The organism is Mesorhizobium sp. WSM4906, assembly GCF_029674625.1.
Classification (GTDB): domain Bacteria; phylum Pseudomonadota; class Alphaproteobacteria; order Rhizobiales; family Rhizobiaceae; genus Mesorhizobium.
Genome location: NZ_CP121355.1, coordinates 561772 through 586764, shown reverse-complemented (window position 1 = coordinate 586764; position 24993 = coordinate 561772). Strand labels below are relative to the sequence as shown.

The 24993-nt window shown below is 63.7% G+C and carries 27 protein-coding genes; 16 read left to right on the top strand and 11 right to left on the bottom strand.

The window, feature by feature from the left end; genetic code table 11:
- The 4 genes from QAZ22_RS02695 to hisB are packed head-to-tail and all read right to left on the bottom strand — an operon-like array spanning position 1 to position 2022.
- Positions 1–291, bottom strand: coding sequence for a DUF1330 domain-containing protein (locus QAZ22_RS02695; protein WP_278078168.1), 291 nt, complete (start codon positions 289–291; stop codon positions 1–3).
- A gap of 1 nt (position 292) precedes the next feature.
- The gene (gene hisH, locus QAZ22_RS02690; protein WP_278205452.1) at positions 293–943 is read right to left on the bottom strand and encodes an imidazole glycerol phosphate synthase subunit HisH; all 651 of its coding nucleotides are present in this window, start codon (positions 941–943) and stop codon (positions 293–295) included.
- Position 944: 1 nt separating this feature from the next.
- Positions 945–1418, bottom strand: coding sequence for a DUF2628 domain-containing protein (locus tag QAZ22_RS02685; RefSeq protein WP_278205451.1), 474 nt, complete (start codon positions 1416–1418; stop codon positions 945–947).
- 4 nt (positions 1419–1422) lie between these two features.
- A complete protein-coding gene (hisB, locus tag QAZ22_RS02680; RefSeq protein WP_278205450.1) occupies positions 1423–2022 on the bottom strand; it encodes an imidazoleglycerol-phosphate dehydratase HisB in 600 nt (199 codons plus the stop codon).
- Between the two features lie 206 nt (positions 2023–2228).
- Between hisB and hslV the strand changes: the two genes are divergently transcribed.
- The 5 genes from hslV (at position 2229) to QAZ22_RS02655 (ending at position 6559) form a co-directional block, all read left to right on the top strand.
- Positions 2229–2780 (top strand): ATP-dependent protease subunit HslV, encoded by a 552-nt coding sequence (gene hslV, locus QAZ22_RS02675; protein ID WP_278078172.1) that lies wholly within the window; start codon positions 2229–2231, stop codon positions 2778–2780.
- 50 nt (positions 2781–2830) lie between these two features.
- A complete protein-coding gene (locus QAZ22_RS02670; RefSeq protein ID WP_278205449.1) occupies positions 2831–3355 on the top strand; it encodes a GNAT family N-acetyltransferase in 525 nt (174 codons plus the stop codon).
- Positions 3356–3359: 4 nt separating this feature from the next.
- Complete coding sequence (locus QAZ22_RS02665; protein ID WP_278205448.1) at positions 3360–3959, top strand: DUF2585 domain-containing protein; 600 nt, start codon at positions 3360–3362, stop codon at positions 3957–3959.
- A 5-nt stretch (positions 3960–3964) separates the two neighbouring features.
- Positions 3965–5275, top strand: a complete 1311-nt coding sequence (hslU, locus tag QAZ22_RS02660) for an ATP-dependent protease ATPase subunit HslU (RefSeq protein WP_278205447.1) — start codon at positions 3965–3967, stop codon at positions 5273–5275.
- A 324-nt stretch (positions 5276–5599) separates the two neighbouring features.
- Positions 5600–6559: a DUF1402 family protein gene (locus QAZ22_RS02655; protein WP_278205446.1), complete on the top strand. Its 960-nt coding sequence runs from the start codon at positions 5600–5602 to the stop codon at positions 6557–6559.
- 21 nt (positions 6560–6580) lie between these two features.
- Here the strand turns inward: QAZ22_RS02655 and QAZ22_RS02650 are convergent, their stop codons facing one another.
- The 4 genes from QAZ22_RS02650 to QAZ22_RS02635 are packed head-to-tail and all read right to left on the bottom strand — an operon-like array spanning position 6581 to position 10127.
- On the bottom strand, positions 6581–7390 hold the full coding sequence (locus QAZ22_RS02650; RefSeq protein WP_278205445.1) for a 3-methyl-2-oxobutanoate hydroxymethyltransferase: 810 nt from the start codon (positions 7388–7390) through the stop codon (positions 6581–6583).
- Positions 7391–7424: 34 nt separating this feature from the next.
- Positions 7425–8642, bottom strand: a complete 1218-nt coding sequence (locus QAZ22_RS02645) for an FAD-dependent oxidoreductase (protein WP_278205444.1) — start codon at positions 8640–8642, stop codon at positions 7425–7427.
- 17 nt (positions 8643–8659) lie between these two features.
- On the bottom strand, positions 8660–8974 hold the full coding sequence (locus tag QAZ22_RS02640; RefSeq protein WP_278205443.1) for a MocE family 2Fe-2S type ferredoxin: 315 nt from the start codon (positions 8972–8974) through the stop codon (positions 8660–8662).
- A gap of 46 nt (positions 8975–9020) precedes the next feature.
- Positions 9021–10127 (bottom strand): fatty acid desaturase family protein, encoded by a 1107-nt coding sequence (locus tag QAZ22_RS02635; RefSeq protein WP_278205442.1) that lies wholly within the window; start codon positions 10125–10127, stop codon positions 9021–9023.
- 176 nt (positions 10128–10303) lie between these two features.
- Here QAZ22_RS02635 and QAZ22_RS02630 point away from each other — a divergent pair, with 176 nt between their 5' ends.
- The gene (locus QAZ22_RS02630) at positions 10304–11335 is read left to right on the top strand and encodes a LacI family DNA-binding transcriptional regulator (RefSeq protein WP_278205441.1); all 1032 of its coding nucleotides are present in this window, start codon (positions 10304–10306) and stop codon (positions 11333–11335) included.
- A 240-nt stretch (positions 11336–11575) separates the two neighbouring features.
- On the opposite strand, the gene QAZ22_RS02625 is transcribed toward QAZ22_RS02630, so the two are convergent.
- Positions 11576–11734, bottom strand: coding sequence for a hypothetical protein (locus QAZ22_RS02625; RefSeq protein WP_278205440.1), 159 nt, complete (start codon positions 11732–11734; stop codon positions 11576–11578).
- Between the two features lie 305 nt (positions 11735–12039).
- Here QAZ22_RS02625 and QAZ22_RS02620 point away from each other — a divergent pair, with 305 nt between their 5' ends.
- From QAZ22_RS02620 to QAZ22_RS02590, 7 genes are all read left to right on the top strand, one after another.
- Positions 12040–12981 (top strand): sugar ABC transporter substrate-binding protein, encoded by a 942-nt coding sequence (locus QAZ22_RS02620; protein WP_278205439.1) that lies wholly within the window; start codon positions 12040–12042, stop codon positions 12979–12981.
- 102 nt (positions 12982–13083) lie between these two features.
- Positions 13084–14160, top strand: coding sequence for an ABC transporter permease (locus QAZ22_RS02615; protein WP_278205438.1), 1077 nt, complete (start codon positions 13084–13086; stop codon positions 14158–14160).
- Between the two features lie 2 nt (positions 14161–14162).
- Positions 14163–14933: an ATP-binding cassette domain-containing protein gene (locus tag QAZ22_RS02610; RefSeq protein ID WP_278205437.1), complete on the top strand. Its 771-nt coding sequence runs from the start codon at positions 14163–14165 to the stop codon at positions 14931–14933.
- A 79-nt stretch (positions 14934–15012) separates the two neighbouring features.
- Positions 15013–16005: an inositol 2-dehydrogenase gene (iolG, locus tag QAZ22_RS02605; protein WP_278205436.1), complete on the top strand. Its 993-nt coding sequence runs from the start codon at positions 15013–15015 to the stop codon at positions 16003–16005.
- Between the two features lie 375 nt (positions 16006–16380).
- On the top strand, positions 16381–17175 hold the full coding sequence (locus tag QAZ22_RS02600; RefSeq protein ID WP_278205435.1) for an SDR family oxidoreductase: 795 nt from the start codon (positions 16381–16383) through the stop codon (positions 17173–17175).
- Positions 17176–17480: 305 nt separating this feature from the next.
- The gene (locus QAZ22_RS02595) at positions 17481–17660 is read left to right on the top strand and encodes a hypothetical protein (protein WP_278205434.1); all 180 of its coding nucleotides are present in this window, start codon (positions 17481–17483) and stop codon (positions 17658–17660) included.
- A gap of 87 nt (positions 17661–17747) precedes the next feature.
- Positions 17748–18839 (top strand): 3-deoxy-7-phosphoheptulonate synthase, encoded by a 1092-nt coding sequence (locus QAZ22_RS02590; protein ID WP_278205433.1) that lies wholly within the window; start codon positions 17748–17750, stop codon positions 18837–18839.
- A gap of 97 nt (positions 18840–18936) precedes the next feature.
- Here the strand turns inward: QAZ22_RS02590 and QAZ22_RS02585 are convergent, their stop codons facing one another.
- Complete coding sequence (locus QAZ22_RS02585) at positions 18937–19572, bottom strand: LysE family translocator (RefSeq protein ID WP_278205432.1); 636 nt, start codon at positions 19570–19572, stop codon at positions 18937–18939.
- Positions 19573–19697: 125 nt separating this feature from the next.
- Here QAZ22_RS02585 and QAZ22_RS02580 point away from each other — a divergent pair, with 125 nt between their 5' ends.
- Positions 19698–20399, top strand: coding sequence for a YafY family protein (locus QAZ22_RS02580; RefSeq protein ID WP_278205431.1), 702 nt, complete (start codon positions 19698–19700; stop codon positions 20397–20399).
- A gap of 366 nt (positions 20400–20765) precedes the next feature.
- Here QAZ22_RS02580 and QAZ22_RS02575 read toward each other — a convergent pair whose 3' ends face one another.
- Positions 20766–21875 carry a Gfo/Idh/MocA family oxidoreductase gene (locus tag QAZ22_RS02575; protein WP_278205430.1) on the bottom strand — a complete coding sequence of 370 codons (1110 nt, stop codon included), beginning with the start codon at positions 21873–21875 and terminating at the stop codon, positions 20766–20768.
- Between the two features lie 158 nt (positions 21876–22033).
- Here QAZ22_RS02575 and QAZ22_RS02570 point away from each other — a divergent pair, with 158 nt between their 5' ends.
- Positions 22034–22879 (top strand): MurR/RpiR family transcriptional regulator, encoded by an 846-nt coding sequence (locus QAZ22_RS02570; protein WP_278205429.1) that lies wholly within the window; start codon positions 22034–22036, stop codon positions 22877–22879.
- Between the two features lie 156 nt (positions 22880–23035).
- Positions 23036–24970: a 5-dehydro-2-deoxygluconokinase gene (gene iolC, locus QAZ22_RS02565; RefSeq protein WP_278205428.1), complete on the top strand. Its 1935-nt coding sequence runs from the start codon at positions 23036–23038 to the stop codon at positions 24968–24970.
- Positions 24971–24993 lie beyond the last annotated feature (23 nt).

The window sequence follows — 24993 nt, the reverse complement described above, 5'->3', positions numbered from 1 at the left end:
TCAGGCGCCCTCGACGATGACGAAATGGCCGGTCGACGCCGCCAGCCGGAATTTCAAGGCTTCCCGGTACTCCGGCGACTCATAGCAGGCGAGCGCCGTTTCGTAGGACGAAAACTCCACGACCACATGGCGGTTCCCTGTCGGTCCCTCCGGATTCGTGTAACGTCCGGCCCGGACCGGGAACTTGGCGCCGTATTTGGCGAAGGCTTTCGCGTTGGCCTCGATGTAGTTCTTGTAGGCGCCCGGGTCGCGGACGTCGATCATGGCGATCCAATAGCCCTTCTTGCTCATGCTACGGTCTCCACCTCAGGAAATTGGCGATGAGCGCCAGGCCGAGCGCCTGGCTCTTTTCGGGATGGAACTGCGTGCCGGCCAGATTGTCGCGGGCAACGGCCGCCGTCACCGGGCCGCCATAGTCGGCGGTCGCCAGCACCTCGCCGGGCTTCTTCGCATCAAGATGGTAGGAATGGACGAAATAGGCATGCAGCCCTTTCGGGCCGGTCTCGATGCCTGAAAACAGCGGATGCTTGCGTTGAAGCTCGATCGTGTTCCAGCCGATCTGCGGGATCTTCAGCGCCGGATCCTTCGGCGTGATTTCCTTGACGTCGCCGGAAATCCAGCCGAAGCCCCTGGTGATCGTCTTCTCGAGACCGCGTTCCGACATCAACTGCATGCCGACGCAGATGCCGAGGAACGGGCGTCCTTTGCGAAGGGCCGCCTCTTCCACCGCTTCCCACATGCCGGCGACGGCATGCAGGCCGGCGGCGCAGTCGGCATAGGCGCCGACGCCCGGCAAAACGATGCGGTCGGCCGTGCGGACCCGTTCGGCGTCAGCCGTCAGGTCGATTGTGGCGGCGATGCCCGCCTCGTGCGCGGCGCGCTCGAAGGCTTTGGTGGCCGAGCGCAGATTGCCCGAGCCATAGTCGATGATCGCTACCCGCATGTCAGGGCCTTCCCGGGGTGTGGGTCAGTCCCAGCGCCATGCCCGTCTGCGCGGGGCGCGCCAGGCTCGTATCGGGAACGATGCGCGGCATGGGCTCCGGCTCGTCGCCGCCTGCACCGGTTTCCAGAGCTTGACGGATCTCGGCGTCACCGAGGCTGCCGGCCTCGACCACGCCCCATTCGCGCCAGCCGCGGCGGCGCAGCGCCGAGACACGCAGGCCCTGGCCTTCGAGCCCGACATAAAGCGAAACCAGCAGCGAAAGGGCCGATCCGGCCCCTTCCAGCCCCAGTCTTTCGCCGAGCAGCGACAGCATCACCATGACGGCGAAGGTGAGCAGGGCCTCCATCCACAGCCGGTGCCAGGCGAGCCAGACCGGCGAGAACAGGAAACCGAGCCAGGTGAAGCCGTCGCGCACGAAAGTCGTGTCAGCCGCTCCACTGCCCGACGGCGGTTCCATCACGACATAGCTGGCCATAGGGCTATCCTTTCAGGGATCCCTTGGTGGACGGCACCGCGTCCGGCTGGCGCGGGTCGGGCTCCAGCGCCGCGCGCAGCGCCCTGGCCGCCGCCTTGAAGCAGGTTTCGGCGATATGGTGGTTGTTGGCGCCGTAATGATTGGTCACATGCAGCGTGATGCCGGCATTCTGCGCCAGCGCCTGGAAGAACTCGCGCACCAGCTCGGTGTCGAACGTGCCGATCTTGGGCGACGAGAAAGCGACGTTCCAGACCAGGAACGGCCGGCCGGACACGTCGATCGCCGCTCGGGTCAGCGTCTCGTCCATGGCCAGGTCGATCGAGGCGTAGCGCATGATGCCGCGCCGCTCGCCCAGCGCCTTGCTCAGCGCCTGGCCGATCGCGATGCCGGTGTCCTCGACCGTGTGGTGGTCGTCGATGTGCAGGTCGCCCTTGGCCTTGACCGTCATGTCGATCAGCGAATGGCGCGACAGCTGGTCGAGCATATGGTCGAAGAAGCCGACGCCCGTCGAAATGTCGGATTTGCCCTTGCCGTCGACATGGACCGACACCGAAATCTCGGTTTCCTTGGTCTTGCGGCTGATTTCTGCGGAACGGGGCGGCATCAGTCTGTCCTGTTGAGGAGCACGGGGCTTGAAAACGAGAGCCTTCTATCAGCATGATCAGGCGATTGCCAGTTGCCATTCCAGGCGTTATCGGCCTTGCCGAGGGCGGTTTGCAATCACTCGCCCCATGCATACATATGGCAATCAAAAGTCACTCGTACCGCGCCAATCGCCTTTCAAAGGGATAGCGCGAATCGGAGCCGGAAATGTCGAATGAATTGACCATGCACGCCACGACCATCATCAGCGTGCGCAAGGGCAACAAGGTTGTGATCGCTGGCGACGGCCAGGTCAGCCTTGGCCAGACCATCATGAAGGGCAACGCCCGCAAGGTGCGCCGCATCGGCAAGGGCGGCAGCGTCATTGCCGGTTTTGCCGGCGCCACCGCCGACGCCTTCACCCTGCTGGAACGTCTCGAAGCCAAGCTCGAACAATATCCGGACCAGCTGACGCGCGCCTGCGTCGAGCTAGCCAAGGACTGGCGCACCGACCGCTATCTGCGCCGGCTGGAGGCGATGATGCTGGTTGCCGACAAGTCGGTCTCGCTGGCGCTGACCGGCACCGGCGACGTGCTCGAGCCCGAACACGGCGTCATGGCCATCGGCTCCGGCGGCAACTACGCGCTGGCCGCGGCCCGCGCGCTGATGGACACCGACAAGGACGCCGAGGAGATCGCCCGCAGGGCGATGCAGATCGCGGCCGACATCTGCGTCTACACCAACAGCAACTTCGTCGTCGAAACGCTCGATGCCGCTTGAAGCGGCCGGCCATGATCCCAAAAAGTGGGAACCGGTTTTTGGAAAAGATCATGGTCGAACGAGAAGATAGCTACGATTTTCGTCCGGTCACCGAAAAGGACCTGCCGATGATCGCCGACTGGCTGGCCAAGCCGCATCTCGCCGAATGGTGGGGTGATCCGGAGATTGAGATCGCCGAAATCCGCGAACATATCGATTCGGTTTCGGTGGAGCCGCTGATCGTCGAGCTGGACGGCAAGCCGATCGCCTACCTGCAGAGCTACGATCCGCATCTCGAGGACGACCATCCTTATGCCGACCAGCCATTCGGCACGCTGGGCATCGATCTGTCGATCGGCCCGGCGGAACTGGTCGGCATCGGCCATGGCTCGGCGATTGTCCGCCAGTTCGTCGAGAAACTGTTCGAGGAAGGCGCGCCGCGCGTCGTCATCGATCCGCATCCGGACAATGGCCGCGCCATCCGCGCCTATGAGAAGGCCGGCTTCAGGCCGATCGGCCGCAGGCATTCGGAATATGGGGACGTCGTGCTGATGGCCGTCGACGCGGCCGAAGCCGACACTGAAGAGGGGGACTGACCAGATGACCGCATCCGGAGAGGACAAAACGCTGTCGGCCTATGAAGACAGCTGGCGCATGGGGCTGCTGCTCGTGCTCGCCTTGGTCATCTTCCAGGCCGGCGTCCTCTACGGCATGGGCCACCCGCCGATCTGCACCTGCGGCTACGTCAAGCTCTGGCATGGCGTGGTGAACAGTTCGGAGAATTCCCAGCACATCGCCGACTGGTACACCTTCTCGCACGTCATCCACGGCTTCCTGTTCTATGCGCTGGCATGGGCGCTGTTTCCGCGCTCGCCGGTCGGACTGAGGCTGGCTTTCGCCGTCCTCGTCGAGGGCGGATGGGAACTCCTGGAAAACAGCCCCTTCATCATCGACCGCTATCGCGCCGGCACTATCTCTCTCAACTATTACGGCGACTCAATAATCAACTCGGTGTCCGATACGCTGTTCATGGCGCTGGGATTTGTGATGGCGCGAAAGCTCCCTATATGGGTGATCGTGGTTCTGGCGCTCGTTTTCGAGTTCGGCACGGGCTACATCATCCGGGACAATCTGACGCTCAACGTGATCATGCTGCTGCATCCGTTCGAGTCCATCAAGCAGTGGCAAAGTGGAATTTGAGTATTATGAGCACCTTCTCTCCTCGTGAAATCGTTTCGGAACTCGACCGCTTCATCATCGGCCAGAAGGACGCTAAGCGCGCCGTGGCGATCGCCTTGCGCAACCGCTGGCGCCGCCAGCAGCTGGAAGGCCAGATGCGCGAAGAGGTGATGCCGAAGAACATCCTGATGATCGGCCCGACCGGCGTCGGCAAGACCGAAATCTCGCGCCGCCTGGCGCGGCTCGCCAGCGCACCTTTCGTCAAGGTCGAGGCCACCAAGTTCACCGAGGTCGGCTATGTCGGCCGCGACGTCGAGCAGATCGTGCGCGATCTCGTCGAGGTCGCCATCGGCCTGACGCGCGAGAAGATGCGCGAGGACGTCAAGGCGCGCGCCCACATCAACGCCGAAGAGCGGGTGCTCGAAGCGCTGGTCGGCAAGACCGCGAGCCCGGCCACGCGCGACAGCTTCCGCAAGAGGCTGCGCGATGGCGAGCTCGACGACAAGGAGATCGAGATCGAGGTGGCCGACACAGGCACGGGCGGCATGCCGGGCTTCGAGATCCCCGGCATGCCCGGTGCCAATATCGGCGTGCTCAACATCAACGACATGCTGTCGAAGGCGATGGGCGGCCGCAGGACCAAGACCCGCAAGACGACGGTGAAGGAATCCTACGCGCTTCTGATCAACGACGAGTCCGACAAGCTGCTCGACCAGGACGAGGTGGTGCGCCGGGCGCTGGAATCGGCCGAGAACGACGGCATCGTGTTCCTGGACGAGATCGACAAGATCGCGGCCCGGAGCGACATTTCGGGCGGCCCCTCGCGCGAAGGCGTCCAGCGCGACCTGCTGCCGCTGGTTGAAGGCACCACCGTCGCGACCAAATACGGGCCGATCAAGACGGACCATATCCTGTTCATCGCCTCGGGCGCCTTCCATGTCTCCAAGCCCTCGGACCTTTTGCCGGAGCTGCAGGGCCGCTTGCCGATCCGCGTCGAATTGCGTGCGCTGGAGAAGGAGGACTTCGTCCGCATCCTCACCGAGACGGAAGCCAGCCTCATCAAGCAGTATATCGCGCTGATGAAGACCGAAGGCGTCGAGTTGACGTTCACCGACGACGCCATCGATTCGCTCGCCGGCATTGCCGTCGAGCTCAACGCCAATGTCGAGAACATCGGCGCCAGACGCCTGCAGACGGTGATGGAGCGGGTGCTGGACGAGATTTCCTACGACGCGCCGGATCGCCACGGCACGGCGGTCACCATCGATGCAGACTATGTGCAGAAGCATGTCGGCGACCTGTCGCGGAACACCGATCTGTCGCGGTTCATTCTCTAGAGCGGTTCACCGTTTCACGGAAACGTCGAACCGCTCTAACTCTTTGTTTTTACGCAATTCCGGGCGGAAAACCGCTCACACTTTTCCTGGAATTGCTCCAACTGCCAAGCTTGGCGATGTGTGGCCAGATGGTACCATCTGGCCACCTTTCGTTCCGGCGGAAGCTTGCCTCGTCTCGACTCTCCCGGCCGCTTTACCTAGGTTGCCGCCGATTCCGAAAGCAATTTCAGGAAAAGTGCGCAGCGGTTTTCCATCCGAAATTGCATAAAAACAAATAGTTGGAGTGGGCCGGTGGCAGCTGGGCCCGCTCCAGGGCGGCGGCGCATGAAGAAACGCATACTTCTCTTCCTCGGTCTGGCGTTGGCGGCGGCGGTGGCAACGGCCAACGCTGCGACCATGGTGCCGCCGGGCAATCGCAACAGCGTGCAGCCCGACATCCCCGGCGCTTCCAGCCGGCGTACCCAGGCCACCAACACCACCTTCCAGGCCAAGTACCGCAAGGTCTACGCGCTGTTGCAGAAGGACGCCGAGCTGCGTGGCAAGATCAAGAAAGCGGCGGCCGCCTATGGCATCGATCCGATGCACATTGTCGGCGCCATCGTCGGCGAGCACACCTACAATGTCGACGCCTACGACCGGCTGCAGACCTATTACGTCAAGGCGATGTCATATCTGTCGAGCAAGCTCACCTTTGCCTATGACGGCGAGGACGTCGCCGATTTCGTCCAGCGGCCGGAATTCAAGAAATGCGCCGGCATGGACGACAGCTACGATCTTTGGGAATGCCGCGAGCAGGTGTGGAACCATTCCTTCCGCGGCAAGAGCGTCGGCGGTGAAAGCTTCCCCAACGACCGCTTCGGCGCCACCTTCTTCCAGCCTTACTATGCCGGCCAGACCTTCGGCCTCGGCCAGCTCAACCCGCTGACGGCGCTGCAGATGAGCGACCTCGTGCACAAGGTTTCCGGCTTGCCCAAGCTCGATGTCGAGGATCCCAACTCGGTCTACAAGACCATCATGGATCCGGATCTGACCTTGCCTTACGTCGCCGCGACGATCAGGAAGTCGATCGACGCCTATAAAGGCATCGCCGGCTTCGACATCTCGCACAATCCGGGCCTCACCGCCACGCTCTACAATGTCGGCAATCCCGAGCAGCGCGCCTATGCGCTGAAGGAGGAGAACGAGAAGCGCCGCGCTGCCGGCGAGCCTGAAAAGCTGCCCGAGGAGAACTATTACGGCTGGCTGGTCAACGACAAGCTGGACGAGCTGAAGGTGCTGTTCTAGCGGCGGCTTGAGCCAGGGCGCTCAGTAACCCTCCGAGGCGAGATAGGCCTCGAATTTGCGCATTTCCTCGGGATCCGCCTCCACGATATGGCGCGGCCCCGGATAGGCGCCGGACTGGATATCGTCGGCGTACTCGCGGAAGGCGGCGATGCGCTCGCCCTGGAGGCGCTCGAACTCCGCCGCGAAGTCGCGGTAGCGTTTGGCGTGGCGCGGATAGTGGCCGCGATTGCTGCCGAGCACGTCTTCCGAGAACAGATATTGCGCGTCGCAGCCGGCGCCTGCGCCCATGGAAATCATGATCAGCGAGGTGCGCCGCGAGATGGCGGCGGCGACGCCCGCCGGCACCACCTCGATCTCCGCGGCGAAGGCGCCGGCCGCTTCGAGGTCCTTGACCTGCTTCCAGACGAAGGCGGCGCTTTCAGCCGTCTTGCCGACCGCCTTGAAGCCGCCCGTCCAGGTCGCGTGCGCGGGGATCAGGCCGACGTGACCGCAGACCGGAATGTGCTCGTCGCGCAGCCGGCGGATGGTCTGCAGGCTGGCCGAGCAGTACATGGCGTCGGCGCTCGCGGCGCGCAGCTTGACCGCCATGCGCAGGATCTCGTTCGTGGTGGCGCCCAGCTTGATGCGTTCGTCGCCAGGAATGGTGAAGCAGGTGGGCGCCGCGTCGCGAAAACGCGGATCGAACATGAGGTCATAGGGGACCGAGATGAGGTCGATGCCGGCCCGCTCCGCTGCCTCGGCCTCCTCCAGCGAAAAGACGCGCAGCTTCGAAAGCTGCCGCCTGCCCTTCAACGACTGCAAGTCGGCGACGGTCGGTCTGCTGCGTGCCATGTCGTTGATCCTTGCTCCCTGCAATTTGACCGGACTATGCCGCCAGCAGCGATTTCAGCTTGACCGCTTGCGAGCCCAGGGCCTCAGGCGCCGGTGTCGCTCGCCTGGCGATCAGCATCTCCGCCAGGCGGATGTCGCGCGCCACCGCGTTGCCGGGGCCGATGCCGCTCGCGGCGACCAGCCGTCCATCCTCGGCAAGGTGGAAGAGAATGAAGGCGCCATCGTCGAGGTCGCGCCGCACGATCGATCGGCCTTCGTCGGAAAGCCCGGCGATCTGCAGGGTGAGTCCGTACTGATCAGACCAGAACCACGGCACGTCGGCATGCGTCTCGTTGGCGCCGAGCATGTTCTTGGCGGCCAGAGCGCCCTGCTCCTGCGCGTTGCGCCAGGCTTCCAGCCGCACGCGCCGCCCGCCATAGACGGCCAGCGGGAACGAGCAGCAGTCGCCGGCGGCAAAGATATCGGGATCCTCGGTGCGCAACGTTGCATCGACCGCGATGCCGTTGTCGGTCGCCAGCCCCGCCTCGGCGGCGAGCGCCGTCACCGGCACGGCGCCGATGCCGATGACGGCGAGATCGGCGACGACTTCCTGACCATCGGCAAGCATGATGCGAACCTCGGCGCCGTCATCGGCGATCGCCGTGATGCCTTGTCCGGTTAGCACCTTCACGCCTTCGGCCTCATGCGCCTTGTGGATGATTTCGGCGATCTCGGCCGGCACGCCGCGCATCAGGATGCGCGGCTGCGCCTCCAGCACCGTGACGGTCGCGCCGAGCTTGCGCGCCGAAGCGGCAAGCTCGAGGCCGATGAAGCCGCCGCCGATGATGGCGACGCGGTTTCCTGCGCTGAGATGGGCGCGGATAGCGAGCGCGTCGTTGAAGGTTCTGAGATAGACGCAGCGCCGCCCAAGGCCCGGCATCGACAGCTTGCGCGGCACGGATCCGGTCGCGAGCAGCAGCTTGTCATAGACAAGCGAGGAGCCGTCTGAAAGGCGCACGACATGCGCGTCGCGGTCGATTGCCACGGCCCGGACGGAATGGATGTGGCGGATCGCGCGGTCGGCCAGAAGCTCGTCGCTGGCGATCGCCTTGATCAGCGGCGCCTCGCTGGTCATCGCTTCCTTCGACAGCGGCGGCCGTTCGTAGGGCAGATGCGGCTCGTCGCCCACCAGGGTCACCGGCCCTTCGTAACCGAGATCGCGCAGGGTAAGCGCGGCGCGCCCGCCGCACTCGCCGGCGCCGATGATGACCATTCCTCCCGCCATCGCCGTCACCCGACCTGAATGAGGACTTTGCCGGCGTCGACCTTGACCGGATAGGTCTTGAGGTTGACGCAGACCGGTGCGCCGCGGGCATCGCCGGTCTTGTAGTTGAAGCGGCCATTGTGCTTGGGGCATTCGATGATGTCGTCCATCACCAGCCCGTCGGCCAGATGCACCTTCTCATGCGAGCACAGGCCGTCGGTCGCGAAATATTCGTCGTCCGGGCTGCGATAGATGGCGTAGGTGCGGCCGGCGTGATCGAACCGCATCACGTCTTCTTCGTCGATGTCTCCGGCCGTGCAGGCCTCGACCCAGTCGCTCATGTCGTCCTCCAGCAAAGATTTGATAGCCGGCTTGCGTCGGGACCGATCACCCGGCCGCGGCCGTTGCCGGATTGTCGTTGTGCAGCTCTTCCCGATAGGGCTTTGCCGTCGCCGGCAGCTCGCGCTTGATGAAATAATCTTCGTTGCGCAGCTGGCGCAGGAAGGCGGGGATCATCTCGCGATAGCCGGCGAGGATCGACGGCGTCGGCGCCGGCAAATCGTGCTTGATCAGCTCGTGCAGCTTGGGCAGCGCATGGTAGGGCACCATCGGGAACATGTGGTGCTCCACATGGTAGTTCATGTTCCAGTAGATGAACCGGCTGATCGGGTTCATGTAGACGGTGCGGCTGTTCAGGCGGTGGTCGACGACATTCTCGGCAAGGCCGCCATGCTGCAGCAGCCCGGTCATTACATGGTGCCAGGCGCCATAAAGGCGGGGCAGGCCGACGAGCATCAGCGGCAGCCATGAATGCAGATAGAGCGCCAGCGCGATGGTCGCGATGTAGATGGCGAGCCAGATGCGGGCGGCGCGGATGGCCCTCGGCTGCTCCTGTTCCGGAATGAAGGTCTCTTCCGCGGCGCTGATGACGCCGGCGGCGTTGCGCACCATGTCGGTCATCGCGTGCCAGGCGTCGAGGATGCCGAAGAAGTTCAGGACAAGGCGCAGAAGGTCCGGCGGCCGCATGACGGCGATCTCGGGGTCGCGGCCGACGATGATGGTGTCGGTATGGTGGCGCGTATGGCTCCAGCGCCAGGTCACCGGATTGCGCATGATCATGAAGCAGGCGAGCTGGTAGACGGCATCGTTCATCCACTGCGTGCGGAAGGCCGTGCCGTGGCCGCATTCGTGCCAGCGGGAATCGGTCGAGGAACCGTAGAGCGTGCCATAGACGAAGAAGAACGGCACGCACCACCAGCTACCCCAGAACAAGGCGCCGCCGGCGCCGCTTAGGGTCAGCGCGCCGAGCCAGATGACGGTGTCGCGGATCGCCGGCTGGTCGGAGCGCTGCATCAGCTCCTTCATCTGCTTGCGCGGGATCTCGGTGTGGTACCATTCGGCCGCCGAAAGCCCGTTCTCGACCGCCAGCCTGGCGTCGCGGCCGGTCAGGCTGTAGTCGCGTCCGGACGCTGCCGGAGACGTGATTGCCGTCATTGCGGGTTCCTCCATCAGCACTTGGCGAATGGCCCTCGGCGGTGCCGCGGCTCGCCCATGGCTGGCTTCGACTTCACCATAGCGCCAAGCCATGATAGTCTCAACGTCACAAAGATAGATTCTATCATTTCCTATCAGGATGAGCTATCTTGAGTCGAACTGGCGATGGAGCATTCATGGCAAGGCGGCCGACAATCACCGATCTCGCGCGCGTTTCCGGCTTCAGCGTCGCCACCGTCGACAGGGTGCTGAACAACCGCCTGCCGGTGCGCGAGGAAACGGCGCGCCGGGTCTACGAGGCAGCGACCGATATCGGCTATCACGCCGCCGGCCTGATCAAGCAGCGCATGCGCCAGGAATTGCCGGAATACCGTCTCGGCTTCCTGCTACTGCGGGGCAACGATGTCTTCTACGGCGATTTCGCGCGGGAACTGGAAACGGCGGTTTCGCAGTCGCAACGCTTTCGCGGTACCGCGACGATCGACTTCGCAGCATCGCTGGCGCCCGACGAGATAGCCGCCCAGATGCGCAAGCTGGCGGCGAAATCGAGAGCCATCGCCGTCGTCGGCCCGGACCATCCGACGCTGACGGCGGTGGTGGAGGCGCTGAAGGCGAGGGGACAGCCGGTCTTCTCGCTGCTGTCCGACTTCGCCGCCGGCATCCGCGAGGGCTATGTCGGGCTCGACAACCGCAAGGTCGGCCGCACCGCGGCCTGGATGATCGCCAAGGCGGCGAAGAAACCCGGCAAGGTCGCGCTTTTCGTCGGCAGCCACCGCTTCCATGGCCATGAATTGCGCGAGATCGGCTTCCGCTCCTACTTTCGCGAACATGCGCCGGACTTCACGGTGATGGAGACGCTGGTCAATCTGGAAGCCAACCAGGTGACGCATGATGCGATGCTCGATCTTTTGGCCCGGCAGCCGGACCTTGCCGGCTGCTATGTCGCCGGCGGCGGCATGGAAGGCGCGGTGGCGGCGCTGCGGGCGGCAAAGCCGGCAAACATGCCGGTGGTCATCTGCAACGAGATCAACGCCTTCTCGCGCGCGGCGCTTGCCGACAACATCCTCACCATGGTGATCTCGACGCCGCTGGCCGCGCTGTGCCGCGAGCTTGTGGCGCTCATGGCGCATGCCATCGAGAGCGGCGCCGCCAACGCGCCCGGCCAGACCTTCCTGCCCTTCGACATCTATCTGCCGGAGAACATCTAGACCTCCAGCACAGGGATTTTGATCGGTAGGCTCTGTTTTGCATTGGCAGGTGATGTGCATTGGAGATTGGCCGAAGCGCCCACCCCGCGTCGTCATTCTAGGGCGGAGCAGGAGCGAAGCTCCGTCGCGAAGAAAATTCTGCACCGTGGCGGCGCTTCCAAGTCACGGCATGGATTCTATGGTCTGCGCCGCGTCGCTTCGCTCCTTGCTCCGCCATAGAATGACGACGTTGGGGCGGCTTCAACCAATCCCCGGAGCTTGCGCTGATTTCACGGAAATGAACGGAAAATCTTGCACCAAGACAAATGGCAACCTTTCAAAAATCCCTGTGTCGGGGAACTGACCCAGGAGCGATGGAATCGATATGAAAGAATCCATCAGGTTGATGGATTCTTTCACGACGGTTTGCTCCGATTTGGACCCAGGTTTTCGATGCTCGTTGTCTTTGCCGCGGTGATCGGGATCGAAAATCCGGCATGTCCGTTCCGAATTTCCCTTGACGGCTCCAGGCGAAATGGAATAAATATTTCACCAGCTAGGCATTTTGGTTCTTTCGTTCCGGAACATCTGTTTCAAACAGAGGACCAGGCGTTCCATTGTGTGAGGAAAACGCCGCCGGAAGGGCCATAGGGAGAGATTCCCCGGAGAGGTCGGGGATTCCGGTTCAATCGGTGCAGCCGGACACCAAGTGGAGGAGAAATAAAATGAAGAAACTGCTTTTGGGCGTCGCGCTTTCGGCGCTGATGTGTTCATCCGCCTTCGCCGCCAAGATCGGCGTTTCGATGGCTCTTTTCGACGACAACTTCCTGACCGTGCTGCGCAACGGCATGATCGCGCAGGCCAAGGGCATGAGCGGCGTCGAGCTGCAGGTCGAGGACGCGCAGAACGATGTCGCCAAGCAGCTCGACCAGATCAAGAACTTCGCCGCTTCGGGCGTCGACGCCATCATCGTCAATCCCGTCGACACCTCGGCCACCCAGGCGATGTCGGACGCGGCTGCCGCCGCCAAGATCCCGCTGGTCTATGTCAACCGTGAGCCGGTCAATGTCGACAAGCTGCCCGACAACCAGGCCTTCGTCGCTTCGAACGAGGCCGAGTCCGGCACGCTCGAGACCAAGGAAGCCTGCCGCTTGCTCAAGGAAGCCGGCAAGAAGGAGGCCAATGTCTATGTGATCATGGGTGAGCTATCCAACCAGGCCGCCGTGCAGCGCACCAAGGACATCGAGGAAGTTATCGCCACGCCTGACTGCAGCTTCATCAAGATCATCGACAAGCAGACCTCGAACTGGAAGCGCGACGAAGCGCAGAATCTGATGACCAACTGGCTGTCGTCCGGCAAGGCGTTCGACGGCGTCATCGCCAACAACGACGAAAGCGCCATCGGCGCCATCCAGGCGATGAAGGCCGCCAACATCGACATGAAGTCGGTCGTGGTCGGCGGCGTCGACGCCACCCAGGACGCGCTGGCCGCGATGCAGGCGGGCGATCTCGACGTGACGGTCTTCCAGGACGCGGCCGGCCAGGGCGCCGGCGCGCTCGATGCGGCGCTGAAGCTCTCCAAGGGCGAGAAGGTGGAGCACAAGGTCTACATCCCCTTCCAGCTCGTCACGCCGGCCAACATCGACAAGTTCCTGAAGAAGAACTGAGATAGGCGCCTCCATACGGAGCGGCGCAAGACTGCGCCGCTCCCTTCCTTCTCCCGCCCCACCGGGCGGGAGGACGGGCGCGGTCATTCGGAGGAAGAAGACGTGTCACAGACATCGCATGGCATTGGCGGCTTGAGTTACGACGCCAAGAAGCGCCCCTGGCCTGCCGAGTTCAACGTGTTCCTGGCGCTCGTCATCCTGGTCGGCGCGTTCGAGCTGATCGGCCGCGTCTTCCTCGGCGACAGCTTCCTGTTCAACACCCGCGAGAATGTCGCCGGCATCTTCAACGAGCAGCGCCTGCAAATCATCATCCTGCAGGTGTCGATCGTCGGCATCATCGCCATCGGCGTCACCCAGGTCATCATCTGTGGCGGCATCGACCTGTCCTCGGGCTCGATCGTCGGCGCCACCGCCATGATTGCCATGAGCTTCGCGCAAGTGGCGACCGTCAACGGCAATCCCAACCCCAAGGCGATGTTCATCGCCTATGGCTGGACCGACCTGCCCGTCATCGTGCCGCTATTGGTCGCCGTCGGCTGCGGGCTTTTGGCCGGTCTCATCAACGGATCATTGATCGCCTTCACCCGCATTCCGCCCTTCATCGCCACGCTCGGCATGATGGTCACGGCGCGTGGCATCGCCAAATGGTGGTCGAAGGGCCAGCCGATCTCGTTCCCGACCGACAGCTTCGCGGCAATAGGCAAGGGACTGATGCCGGTCATAATCTTCATTTCGCTGGCGATCCTGTTCCAGCTTATCCTGAGCTACACCAGATACGGCAAGCACTGCTACGCCATCGGCTCCAACGAGGACGCCGCGCGCATGTCCGGCATCAAGATCGCCAACCACAAGGTGCTGGTCTATGTCATTGCCGGCATCCTCGCCTCGATCGCCGCGGTGGTGCTCTCCTCCAAGAACCTCACCGCCCAGGCCGGCATGGGCGTGATGTACGAGCTCGACGCCATCGCCATGGCGGTCATCGGCGGCGTCTCGCTCTCGGGCGGACGCGGGTCTATCATCGGCACGGTGATCGGATCGCTGATCTTCGGCGTCATCATCTCCGGCTTCACCTTCCTGCGCCTCGACGCCTATTACCAGGAGATGGTCAAGGGCGTGATCATCGTCGGCGCAGTCGTTCTCGATCAATGGCGCCAGCGCCGCCGGGCGATAGGAGCTTGACCATGTCCGACATCGTTCTGAAGACCGAAAACCTCACCAAGCATTATGGCGGCGTGCATGCGCTGCAGGAGGCGAATTTCGAGCTGCGCAAGGGCGAGCATGTCGCCATCATGGGCGACAACGGCGCCGGCAAGTCGACCTTCGTGCGCCAGATTACCGGCGTCGAGCAGCGCACCGACGGCAAGATCTGGTTCGACGGCAAGGAAGTGAACTTCGCCGGGCCGATCGAGGCGCGCGAGGCGGGCATCGAGACCGTGTTCCAGAACCTTGCCCTGGCCGACGACCTCGACGTGCCGTCAAACCTCTTCCTCGGCCGCGAGAAGGTTCTGTTCAACCTCGGCCCCTTCTCGATCCTCGACCGCAAGGCCATGCGCAAGGCGACCGAGGCGGCGCTGATCCGCACGGCGGTGAAGATCCCGAACCTCTCCAGCACCATCCGCCACATGTCGGGCGGCCAGCGCCAATGCGTGGCGATCGCCCGTACCGCGACCTTCGCCTCGAAGCTCATCATCATGGACGAGCCCACCGCGGCGCTCGGCGTGCAGGAGACCGCGCAGGTCGAAAACATCATCCGTACGCTGAAGGAAAATGGCGAGCCGCTGATCCTGATCAGCCACAACATGCGCCAGGTGTTCGACCTGGTCGACCGCATCGTCGTCTTCCGGCGCGGCAAGATCGTCGCCAACCTGCGCAAGCAGGACACCGACGGCAACGACATCGTCGCCTACATCACCGGCGCCAAGACCGGACAGGCCGAGTTGCAGGCCGCGTGACGAGGCGTCACGACGGGATATCAATCATCCGCGCCGGCAAGGCTCGGACAGCTTTCTGAACCACCTTAAAGGACATTCCATGACTCTCCGCTTCGCTCTTCTCGGCGCCGGCCGTATCGGCAAGGTGCATGCCCGCGCCGTTGGTTCCAATCCGCAGGCCAAGCTCGTCGCCGTGGCCGATGCCTTCGAGAAAGCGGCGACGGATCTGGCCTCCGCCTACGGCGCCGAGGTGCGCACGATCGACGCGATCGAAAAGGCCAAGGACATCGACGCCGTCATCATCTGCACCCCAACCGACACCCATGCCGATCTCATCGAGCGCTTCGCCAGGGCCGGCAAGGCGATCTTCTGCGAGAAGCCGATCGACCTCGACGTCAAGCGCGTCGAACAGTGCCTGGCCGTGGTCGAGAAGGCCGGCGCCACGCTGATGGTCGGCTTCAACCGCCGCTTCGACCCGCATTTCGCCGCGGTTCGCAAGGCGATCGACGAAGGCGCCATCGGCGATGTCGAGATGGTCACCATCACGTCCCGCGATCCGGGCGCGCCGCCGCTCGACTACATCGCCCGTTCCGGCGGCATTTTTCGCGATATGACCATCCACGACTTCGACATGGCGCGCTTCCTGCTCGGCGAGGAGCCGGTGGCCGTCAGCGCCCACGCGTCGGTGCTGGTCGACAAGAAGATCGGCGATGCAGGCGATTTCGACTCGGTCAGCGTCATCCTGGAAACCGCCTCGGGCAGGCAGGCCGTCATCTCCAACTCGCGCCGCGCCACCTATGGCTACGACCAGCGTATCGAGGTGCATGGCTCCAAGGGCATGGTCGCGGCCGAGAACCAGCGGCCGGTGTCGATCGAGCTCGCCAACGACAAGGGCTACACGCGTCCGCCGCTGCACGACTTCTTCATGACCCGCTACATCGACGCCTATGCCAACGAGATCGCGGCTTTCATCGCCGCTGCAACCGCCGGCAAGAAGGCCGCGCCCAGCGGCAAGGATGGACTGGTCGCCCTGAAGTTGGCCGATGCAGCCCTGGAGTCTGCGAAGACGGGCAAGACCGTTCGCGTCGATTGATTCGATGAGGCAGGTATTTCGATGGCGGTCGGATTGCCTGTCTCCATCGCTTGGCGATTAGCCGGAACGCATGTCACCTCGTCATCCACGGGCGGAGCAAGGAGCGAAGCGACGCGGCGCAGACCCGAGGATCCATGCCGTTACGTCTGAGTGATGCTAACGGTCAGAATTCTGCTCCGCTGCGCTCTTCGCCCGGGTCACGGCATGGATCCTAGGGTCTCCGCGACGGAGCTCCGCTCCTGCTTCGCCCTAGGATGACGAAGTCGAGGGCTCTTCAACCAAGTTATCAACGTTGCGACAAGACACCGGGAAGCCGATCGGAACGTCAATGAATCTCGAAAATCCATTGGTAATTCAAAACACAGGAGCAGAGCGATGAACGGTTTGGCCGGTCGCAATTCAGGAACGCGCGCCATCGTCACCGGTGGCGCGCAGGGCATCGGCTTCGCTGTCGCGGAGGCGCTCGCCGACGAAGGCTGCCGCGCGCTGGCGCTCATCGGCCGCTCGCAGGAGAAGGGCGACAAAGCGGTGGCCGCGCTCAAGAAGAGCGGCGTCGACGCCATCTTCATCAGCGCCGACGTCGCCAAGGTCGCCGACTGCAAGCGCGCCGTCGCAACGGCGATTGCTCATTTCGGCACGCTAAACGCGCTGGTCAACGCCGCCGCTACCTCGGCGCGCGGCTCGCTGGTCGAGACATCGGAAGAGCTGTTCGACCAGATCTTCGACACCAATGTGCGCGGGCCCTTCTTCCTGATGCAGGGCCTGGTCGCGCATCTTTTGGAGCGCAAGGCGCCAGGCTCGATCGTCAATGTCTTGTCGATGTCGGCGCATGCCGGCCAGTCCTTCCTGACGCCCTATTCCACCAGCAAGGGTGCGCTGATGACGCTGACCAAGAATGTCGCGAGCTCCTATCGGCGGAACCGCATCCGCTGCAACGCGGTGCTGCCCGGCTGGATGGACACCGAAGGCGAGGCGATCGTGCAGAAGAAATGGCACGACGCGCCGGACGACTGGTTGGCAAAGGCCGAGGCCGCCCAGCCGATGGGCCAGTTGGTCAAGCCGGCGCAGCTTGCCCGGCTGATCACCTATATGCTCAGTCCCCAGGCCGGCGTCATGACCGGCTCGCTGGTCGACTACGATCAGAACATAGCCGGGGTCATCGGCGAGTAAGGGCCGCCGGTGCACCGGGCAACGAGGGGCAGCATCGACTTTTGACAGTTATCGGGTCCAAGCTCAGTTTGAAGACCGATGCCACCGCCTCGCCTTGTTCCTCGGGCCTCGGCGCTGCCCCTCACCTGCCTGCCGGCATCCTCTCCCCGTATAGTGACGGGGAGAGGGGCGCTGTCGCCGGCGGTTTCGCCAAATTGCCGACATAGCAAGGCTAGGGCCGAGGGTGCGGCCGGCCCCCTTCTCCCCGTCACTATACGGGGAGAAGTGCCCGGCAGGGCGATGAGGGGCGGCGCCGACATCGACAATTGGCATTGCCAACGCGGCTATCGCTGTTTCAAGTGGTCATTCCCGGAGAGCAGCACCATCAGACACGTGACAACCGCCTTCGCATCGACTATATGAGCCGCATGATCCACCTGACCGCCTCGTTTTGGTACTTTTACTACGACAGCTCGCTGGCGGCGGGAGGATTGCGCTCGATCTGAAGATTGCAGCATCTAAATCCGAAAAGCCGCCAGACCTGGCGGCTTTTTCGTTTCAGCCGGCAGGTCTCCTAACCAGGAGCAGAAGCCGTGTTGACCACCACAGACGACCTTCGGGTCAAGGAACTCAAAGTCCTGAGCACGCCGGACGAGGTGATGCGCGAGATACCGCGCTCACTGACGGCGACGCGCACCGTTGCCGCTTCGCGCAACGCCATCCATTCCATCCTGACCGGGGCCGACGATCGACTGGTAGTCATCGTCGGCCCTTGTTCCATCCACGATCCGGTCGCCGCCGTGGACTATGCCAGCCGTCTGGCGGCGCTGCGCGAGGCCCTGGCGGACCGGCTCGAGATCGTCATGCGCGTCTATTTTGAGAAGCCGCGCACCACGGTCGGCTGGAAGGGCCTGATCAACGATCCCGATCTCGACGGCAGCTTCAACATCGACAAGGGATTGCGCATGGCGCGCAACGTGCTGTCGGCCGTCAACAATCTCGGCCTGCCGGCGGCGACCGAGTTCCTCGACATGACGACGCCGCAATATATCGCCGACCTCGTCGCATGGGGCGCCATCGGCGCGCGCACCACCGAAAGCCAGATCCATCGCGAGCTGGCCTCGGGCCTCTCCTGCCCGGTTGGCTTCAAGAACGGCACCGACGGCAATTTGAGAATCGCTGGCGAAGCGGTGAAGTCGGCCGCCCAGCCGCATCATTTCATGGCGGTGACCAAGGGTGGCCGCAGCGCGATCGCGGCGACGACCGGCAATGAGGACTGCCATGTCATCCTGCGCGGCGGTGTGGTGCCCAACTACGACGCGGCAAGCGTCGATGCGGCCGCCGCGGAACTCGGCCGCATCGGCGTCGCGCCGCGGCTGATGATCGACGTCAGCCACGCCAACAGCGGCAAGCGGCCGGAGAACCAGCCGAAAGTCGCGCATGACGTGGCGGGCCAGGTCGCGGCGGGCGACGAGCGCATCATCGGCGTCATGATCGAGAGCAACCTCGTCGCCGGCCGTCAGGACGTCGTGCCCGGCAAGCCGCTCGCCTACGGGCAGAGCATCACCGATGGCTGCATCGACTGGGCGGCCACCGAGACGGTGCTGCACGGCCTTGCCGGCGCCGTCGAATGGCGCCGGTCGGTGAAGCGCGAATTGCTCGCAACCCGGCAGGGCGCGGCTTGACGCCCCTTCCTTCTCCCCTTGTGGGAGAAGGTGGATCGGCGCGTAGCGCCGAGACGGATGAGGGGTGTTCGAAGGGCGCGGCGTGGCTCCTTGGCGATCACGCCGCCCTCAGCCCCTCCCATGCGGTGAATACCGAGACCGCAAACAAAAGCAGCCCGGCCGCGCGCCCGGCAAAAGCGGTCGCTCGCGGATTGTCAATCAGCAGCGTCCGGCTGCGGCCGGCGGTGACGGCGAGCCCGCCATAGATTCCTGCCTGGGTGGCGACCGTCAGCAGCCCCATGACGGTCGCCTGCATCCAGATCGGACCGTAAGCGGGCTTGAGGAACTGTGGATAGACGGCAATGATGAACAGGTAGGCCTTCGGGTTGATCAGGCAGGTGACCAACCCCTGCCGAAAAGCCTTCCAGGCGGAGCGGCTGCCGGCCGGCCCGTCATCGTCGACAGTGATCGAGCTGCGCATCAGCGAAATGCCGATATAGGCCATATAGGCGGCGCCGGCGATCAGCAGCGGCTTGAACAGGATCGGCACGAAATGCATGAGCAGGCCGACGCCGACCGCGCCGTTCAGCGTGTGCACCGCGCCGCCCAGCATGATGCCGGCGGTCGCGGCAAGGCCCCGATTGCCGCCGCCGGTCAGCGCGTTGGCCAGCACGAACAGCATATCCATGCCCGGCACTGCGATGATGCCGAACAGCAGGATGAAGAAAAGCCAGAGGTTTTCGCTATAACTCATGTCAGTTGCCGGTCGCCGCGCCAACAAGGCGCGAAAGGATTCTCTTGATTTTCAAGCGGGTAGGCAGCCCTATAGATCATCCCAACTGACGGGGGTGTGTCAGTTGCGTTTCGGCCGGTGAGGAAATGCGCAAGGCATCGCGCCTGTTCGAGATCATCCAGATCCTGCGGCTGGCCCGAAAGCCGGTGACGGCGGCGATGATCGCCGAGCAGCTGGAAGTGACGGTGCGCTCGGTCTATCGCGACATAGCGGCGCTTCAGGCGATGCGCGTGCCGATCGACGGCGGGCGCGGCATCGGTTACATCCTGCGTCCCGGCTTCGACCTGCCGCCGCTGATGTTTTCGATCGAGGAGATGGAGGCGATCGTGCTGTCGCTGGCTCTGCTCGAGCGCACCGGCGACGACGAGCTCAAGCAGGCGGCCAAGCGGGTTAGCGCCAAGATCGCCGGCGCAGTGCCGCCACCCTTGCGCCAGACGCTCGACGCCAACGCCCTGCATGCCTGGGGGTTCGCCGCGCCTTCGGCCCCGACGGTCGATCTTGCCCTGGTGCGCCGCGCCATCCGCGACGAAGAGAAGCTCGACCTTGCCTATCGCGACGAAGCCGGCCGCGACACTGAGCGCATCATCCGCCCGATCGCGCTCATCTACTATGCAGAGACCGCCAACATCGTCGCCTGGTGCGAGTTGCGCCAGGCGATCCGCAATTTCCGCAGCGACCGCATCGAGGACTGCCGGCTGACTGGCCTGTGGTTCAAGGGCGAGGGCGACCGCCTGCGGCAGGTGTGGGTCGACGGCTGGGAGATCAATGGCTCTGCGGAGAGCGCCTGAGAGATCTCAAAATACTTGGCGCGGAAATTCCGACCTGTCTCGTAGTGATTGCGTTGGCATATCGGAGCCCTCGGAGATTGACCGAAACGCCCATCAGGTCGTCATCCTATGGCGGAGCAAGGAGCGAAGCGACGCAGCGCAGACCATAGGATCCATGCCGTGACATTGAAGCGTTGCGACGGTGCGGAATTCTGCGCCGCTGCATCCTTCGGCCGAGGTAACGGCATGGATCCTTGGGTCTTCACTCCGCTTCGCGTCGCTACGCCCAAGGATGACGAAGTCGGAAAGCTGCGTCCAATCGCAGACGTTTGCGACTGTTCGCGGGAAAGCCGGCAGCCTTTCTTCGCGTCGGCGAACGACGTGAAATTACCTCACATCCATCCAACGCTGTTCCTGGAAGGAGCGCGCCATGGCGTGCACGGTGCGCTCGATCTCCAGCCCTTCGTCGAAATCGATGACGCGCGCCGGCTTGCCGGCGATCCGCATCAGCAGTTCTCGGCATTCGATCATCTTGAGGTCGTTGAAGCCGAGGCCGTGGCCGGGCGCCGGCAGGAAGGAATCATATGGCTTGTGGTGCGGCGCCACCAGGATGGTGCGGTAGCCCTGCTCGGTCGGCCGGTCGGCGGTCAGGTAGAGCTGGAACTCGTTCATCCGCTCCTGGTCGTAGAGGATCGAGCCCTTCGAGCCGAAAATCTGGATGGCGATGCGGCCCTTGCGACCCCAGGCCGAGCGGTTGACCAGCAGCGTGCCGGCGACGCCGTTTTCGAGATGCATCAGCACGCTGGCGATATCGTAGGTTTCGACCGCCCGACGGCCGCCGGAAGCGAGTTTCCGGTCGGCATAGGGTTTGGCCATGTCGCACATGACGCGGGCAACGCGGCCGAACAACACCTTGATCAGCGACAGCGGATGGACGGCGAAATCGTCCAGCGCGCCATAGCCGGAAGCCGCCTCGTGCTTCCAGAAGAACAGCGCTTCGGGATCGGCCATGAAATCCTCGTCCATCTCGATGCGCACGAGATTGACGTCGCCGATGATCTGTTCGTCGAGCAGCGCGCCGATGTGACGGATTGCCGGGTTCTGGATGTAGTTGTAGCCGAGTACTGCGACCTTGCCGGATTTCGTTGCCGCCTTCGCCATGGCCTCGGCCTCGGCGAAGCTCGGCGCCATAGGCTTCTCGCACCACAGGTGCTTGCCGGCTTCGAGGATGGCGATCGCCATTTCCGGATGGAACTGGTTAGGCGTTGTCAGCGAGACGACATCGACCTCCGGGTCGTTGACCACGGCGCGCCAATCGCCGGATCCCTTGGCAAAGCCGAACTCGCCGGCCTTGCGCTTTGCAAGCTCGTCATTGACCTCGCCCAGATGCACCAGCTTCGGCTTCTCGACATCGGGAAAGACGGTGCCGACCGCGTTCCAGGCGATGGCGTGGCACTTGCCCATGAAGCCCGTGCCGATGAGGCCCACTCCAACCATTTAGACTGTCTCCACTGAAGGGGGGATTCCGTATGGATGAATTAATCCATTTCACGTGAGAATGGAACGTCCAAATCATTTTTTATGGTGTTCTTGCGCGAACTCGTTATGATGAGGCAGGAGAGGGAACTTTCAATATGGCCGTGGGCGGAGCGACGATGGACGAACGGGTGCCTCGCGATTTCGAGACGTTGCGTGCAACGATCCTGGAGCGGCGCGCGAACCTGCCCAAGCGTATCGCGCAGATCGCCGCCTATGCGCTCGACAATCCCGACGACATCGCCTTCGGCACGGCGGCGAGCATCGCCGCCTCGGCCGGCGTCCAGCCCTCGACGCTGATCCGTTTCGCCCAGCAGCTCGGCTTCGACGGCTTCACCAGCCTGCAGCAGGTTTTTCGCGAGCGCCTGCGCGAGCGCAATTCCTCCTATGACGAGCGACTGGCGGCGCTGCGCGCCAAGGCCGAGGAAGGCGCCGGGCACCGGGCGATCTTCGACGGCTTCGTCGCCGCCGCCAGCACGTCGCTCAGCGACATTTCGCGCACGTTGAACGATGCGCATTTCGAAGAGGCGATCGCGCTCCTGGCGAAAGCCGAAACCATCTACGTGTTGGCCAAGCGCCGCTCCTATCCGGTCGCCTCCTACATCGCCTATGCGCTGGGCAAGCTCAAGATCCGCAATCAGCTGGTGGAATCGGCCGCGGGCCTGAACGCCGAGATGATCGGCTTCGCCACGCCGCGCGACGCCGTCATCGCCATCAGCTTCTCGCCTTACGCGCCCGCGACCATCGAAGAGACGCGCGCGATCGCCGAGCAGGGCGTGCCGATCGTCGCCATCACCGACAGCTCGTTCTCGCCGCTCGCCCAGTTCGCCAAGGTCTGGTTCGAAGTTGCCGAGGCCGATTTCGGCGGTTTCCGCTCGATCTCGGCGACGATGGCATTGGCGATGGCGCTGACAGTTGCCGTCGGCGAGAAGCGTCGCGACTCCGGCCGCAAGCGCAAGGGCTGAACGGCCCCGCCCTAGGCGTTTTTCCGTCCGGGAATGCTCATTCCATATTGACTATGGATTGGAATTATTATTTCATATTGACGGCGCCACGATGCCGTTCGCGCGTGCTGCCCAAAACGACGCTGCTCTGCACAACAAGGCCGATGGGAGGTTCGAATGGGCGAAGCCGTGGAAGCGAAATATCCGCCGCTCGACGTCATCACGATCGGCCGCGCGTCGGTCGATCTCTATGGCCAGCAGATCGGCTCGCGGCTGGAGGACATCACCTCTTTCGCCAAGTCGGTCGGCGGTTGCCCTGCCAATATTTCCGTCGGCACGGCACGGCTCGGCCTGCGCTCCGCGCTGCTCACTCGCGTCGGCGACGAACAGATGGGCCGCTTCATCCGCGAGCAGCTCAGGCGTGAGGGCGTCTCGGTCGACGGTTTGAAAACCGACAGGGAACGGCTGACCGCGCTGGTGCTGCTGTCCGTCGAGGACGAAGGCGTCTCGCCGATGATCTTCTATCGTTCCGATTGCGCCGACATGGCGCTCGCGGAAGAAGACATAGACGAGGCTTTCATCGCGTCGGCCCGGGCCGTCGTCGTCACCGGCACGCATTTCTCCCGTCCCAATACCGATGCCGCCCAGCGCAAGGCGATCCGCCTCATGAAGGCCAAGGGCGGCAAGGTTGTCTTCGACATCGACTATCGCCCGAACCTCTGGGGGCTCGCCGGCCATGCCGAGGGTTTCGAGCGCTACGTCAAGTCCGACCGCGTCTCGGCGCAGCTGAAGACGGTGCTGCCCGATTGCGATCTCATCGTCGGCACCGAGGAGGAGATCATGATCGCCTCCGGCGCCGACGATTGTCTGAGCGCGCTGAAGACGATCCGCTCTCTGTCGCCCGCCACCATCGTCTTGAAGCGCGGCGCCAAGGGCTGCATCGTCTATGATGGGCCGATCAGCGACGATCTCGAGGACGGCATCGTCGGCAAGGGCTTTCCGATCGAAATCTACAACGTGCTCGGCGCCGGCGACGCCTTCATGTCGGGCTTCCTGCGCGGCTGGCTCGGCGGCGAAAGCTTTGCCACGGCGGCGACCTGGGCCAATGCCTGCGGCGCCTTTGCCGTGTCGCGCCTGCTTTGCGCGCCGGAATATCCGACCTTCGAGGAATTGCAGTTCTTCTTGAAGCGCGGCAGCCAGCATCTGGCGCTGCGCAAGGACGAGGCGATCAACCACATCCATTGGGCCACCACGCGCCGGCGCGACATCCCTTCGCTGATGGCGCTTGCCTGCGATCATCGCGTCCAGCTGGAGGACGTCGCGGCAAAAGTCGGCGCCGACGCCTCGCGCATCCCGGATTTCAAGGTGCTGACCGTCAAGGCGGCCGCCAAGGTCGCCGCCGGGCGCGACGGCTACGGCATGCTGATCGACGAGAAATATGGCCGCGACGCCATGTTCGAATTCGCCCGCCATCCCTTCGCCTGGCTCGGCCGTCCGGTCGAGCTGCCGGGATCACGGCCGCTGCGCTTCGAGTTCTCGCAGGACATCGGCTCGCAGCTCACCGAATGGCCGGTCGACCACTGCATCAAATGCCTGTGCTTCTATCACCCGGACGATCCGGAGGCGCTGAAAGTTGAGCAACAGCAGAAGCTGCGGGCCTTGTTCGAAGCCGCGCGCAAGGTCGGTCGCGAATTGCTGGTCGAGATCATTGCCGGCAAGCACGGCAAGCTGGACGACACCACCATCCCGCGCGCACTGGAGGAGCTTTACGCGCTGGGCATCAAGCCGGATTGGTGGAAGCTCGAGCCGCAGGCTTCGGCCAACGCCTGGGCGAAGATCGAGCAGGTGATCGTCAAGAACGATCCGTGGTGTCGCGGCGTCGTGCTGCTGGGTCTCGAGGCGCCGCAGGACGAGCTGGTCGCGGCCTTTGCCGCCACCGCCAATGCGCCGATCGTCAAGGGATTTGCCGTCGGTCGCACCATCTTCATCAAAGCCGCCGAACAATGGCTGGCCGGCAGGATGTCGAATGACGAGGCTGTCGCCGACATGGCCTTGCGCTTCGAGCAGCTGACCGAGGCATGGCTTGTCGCGCGCGGCCGTAAAGCAGCATAAGAAGACGGGCCGCATAACAAGAC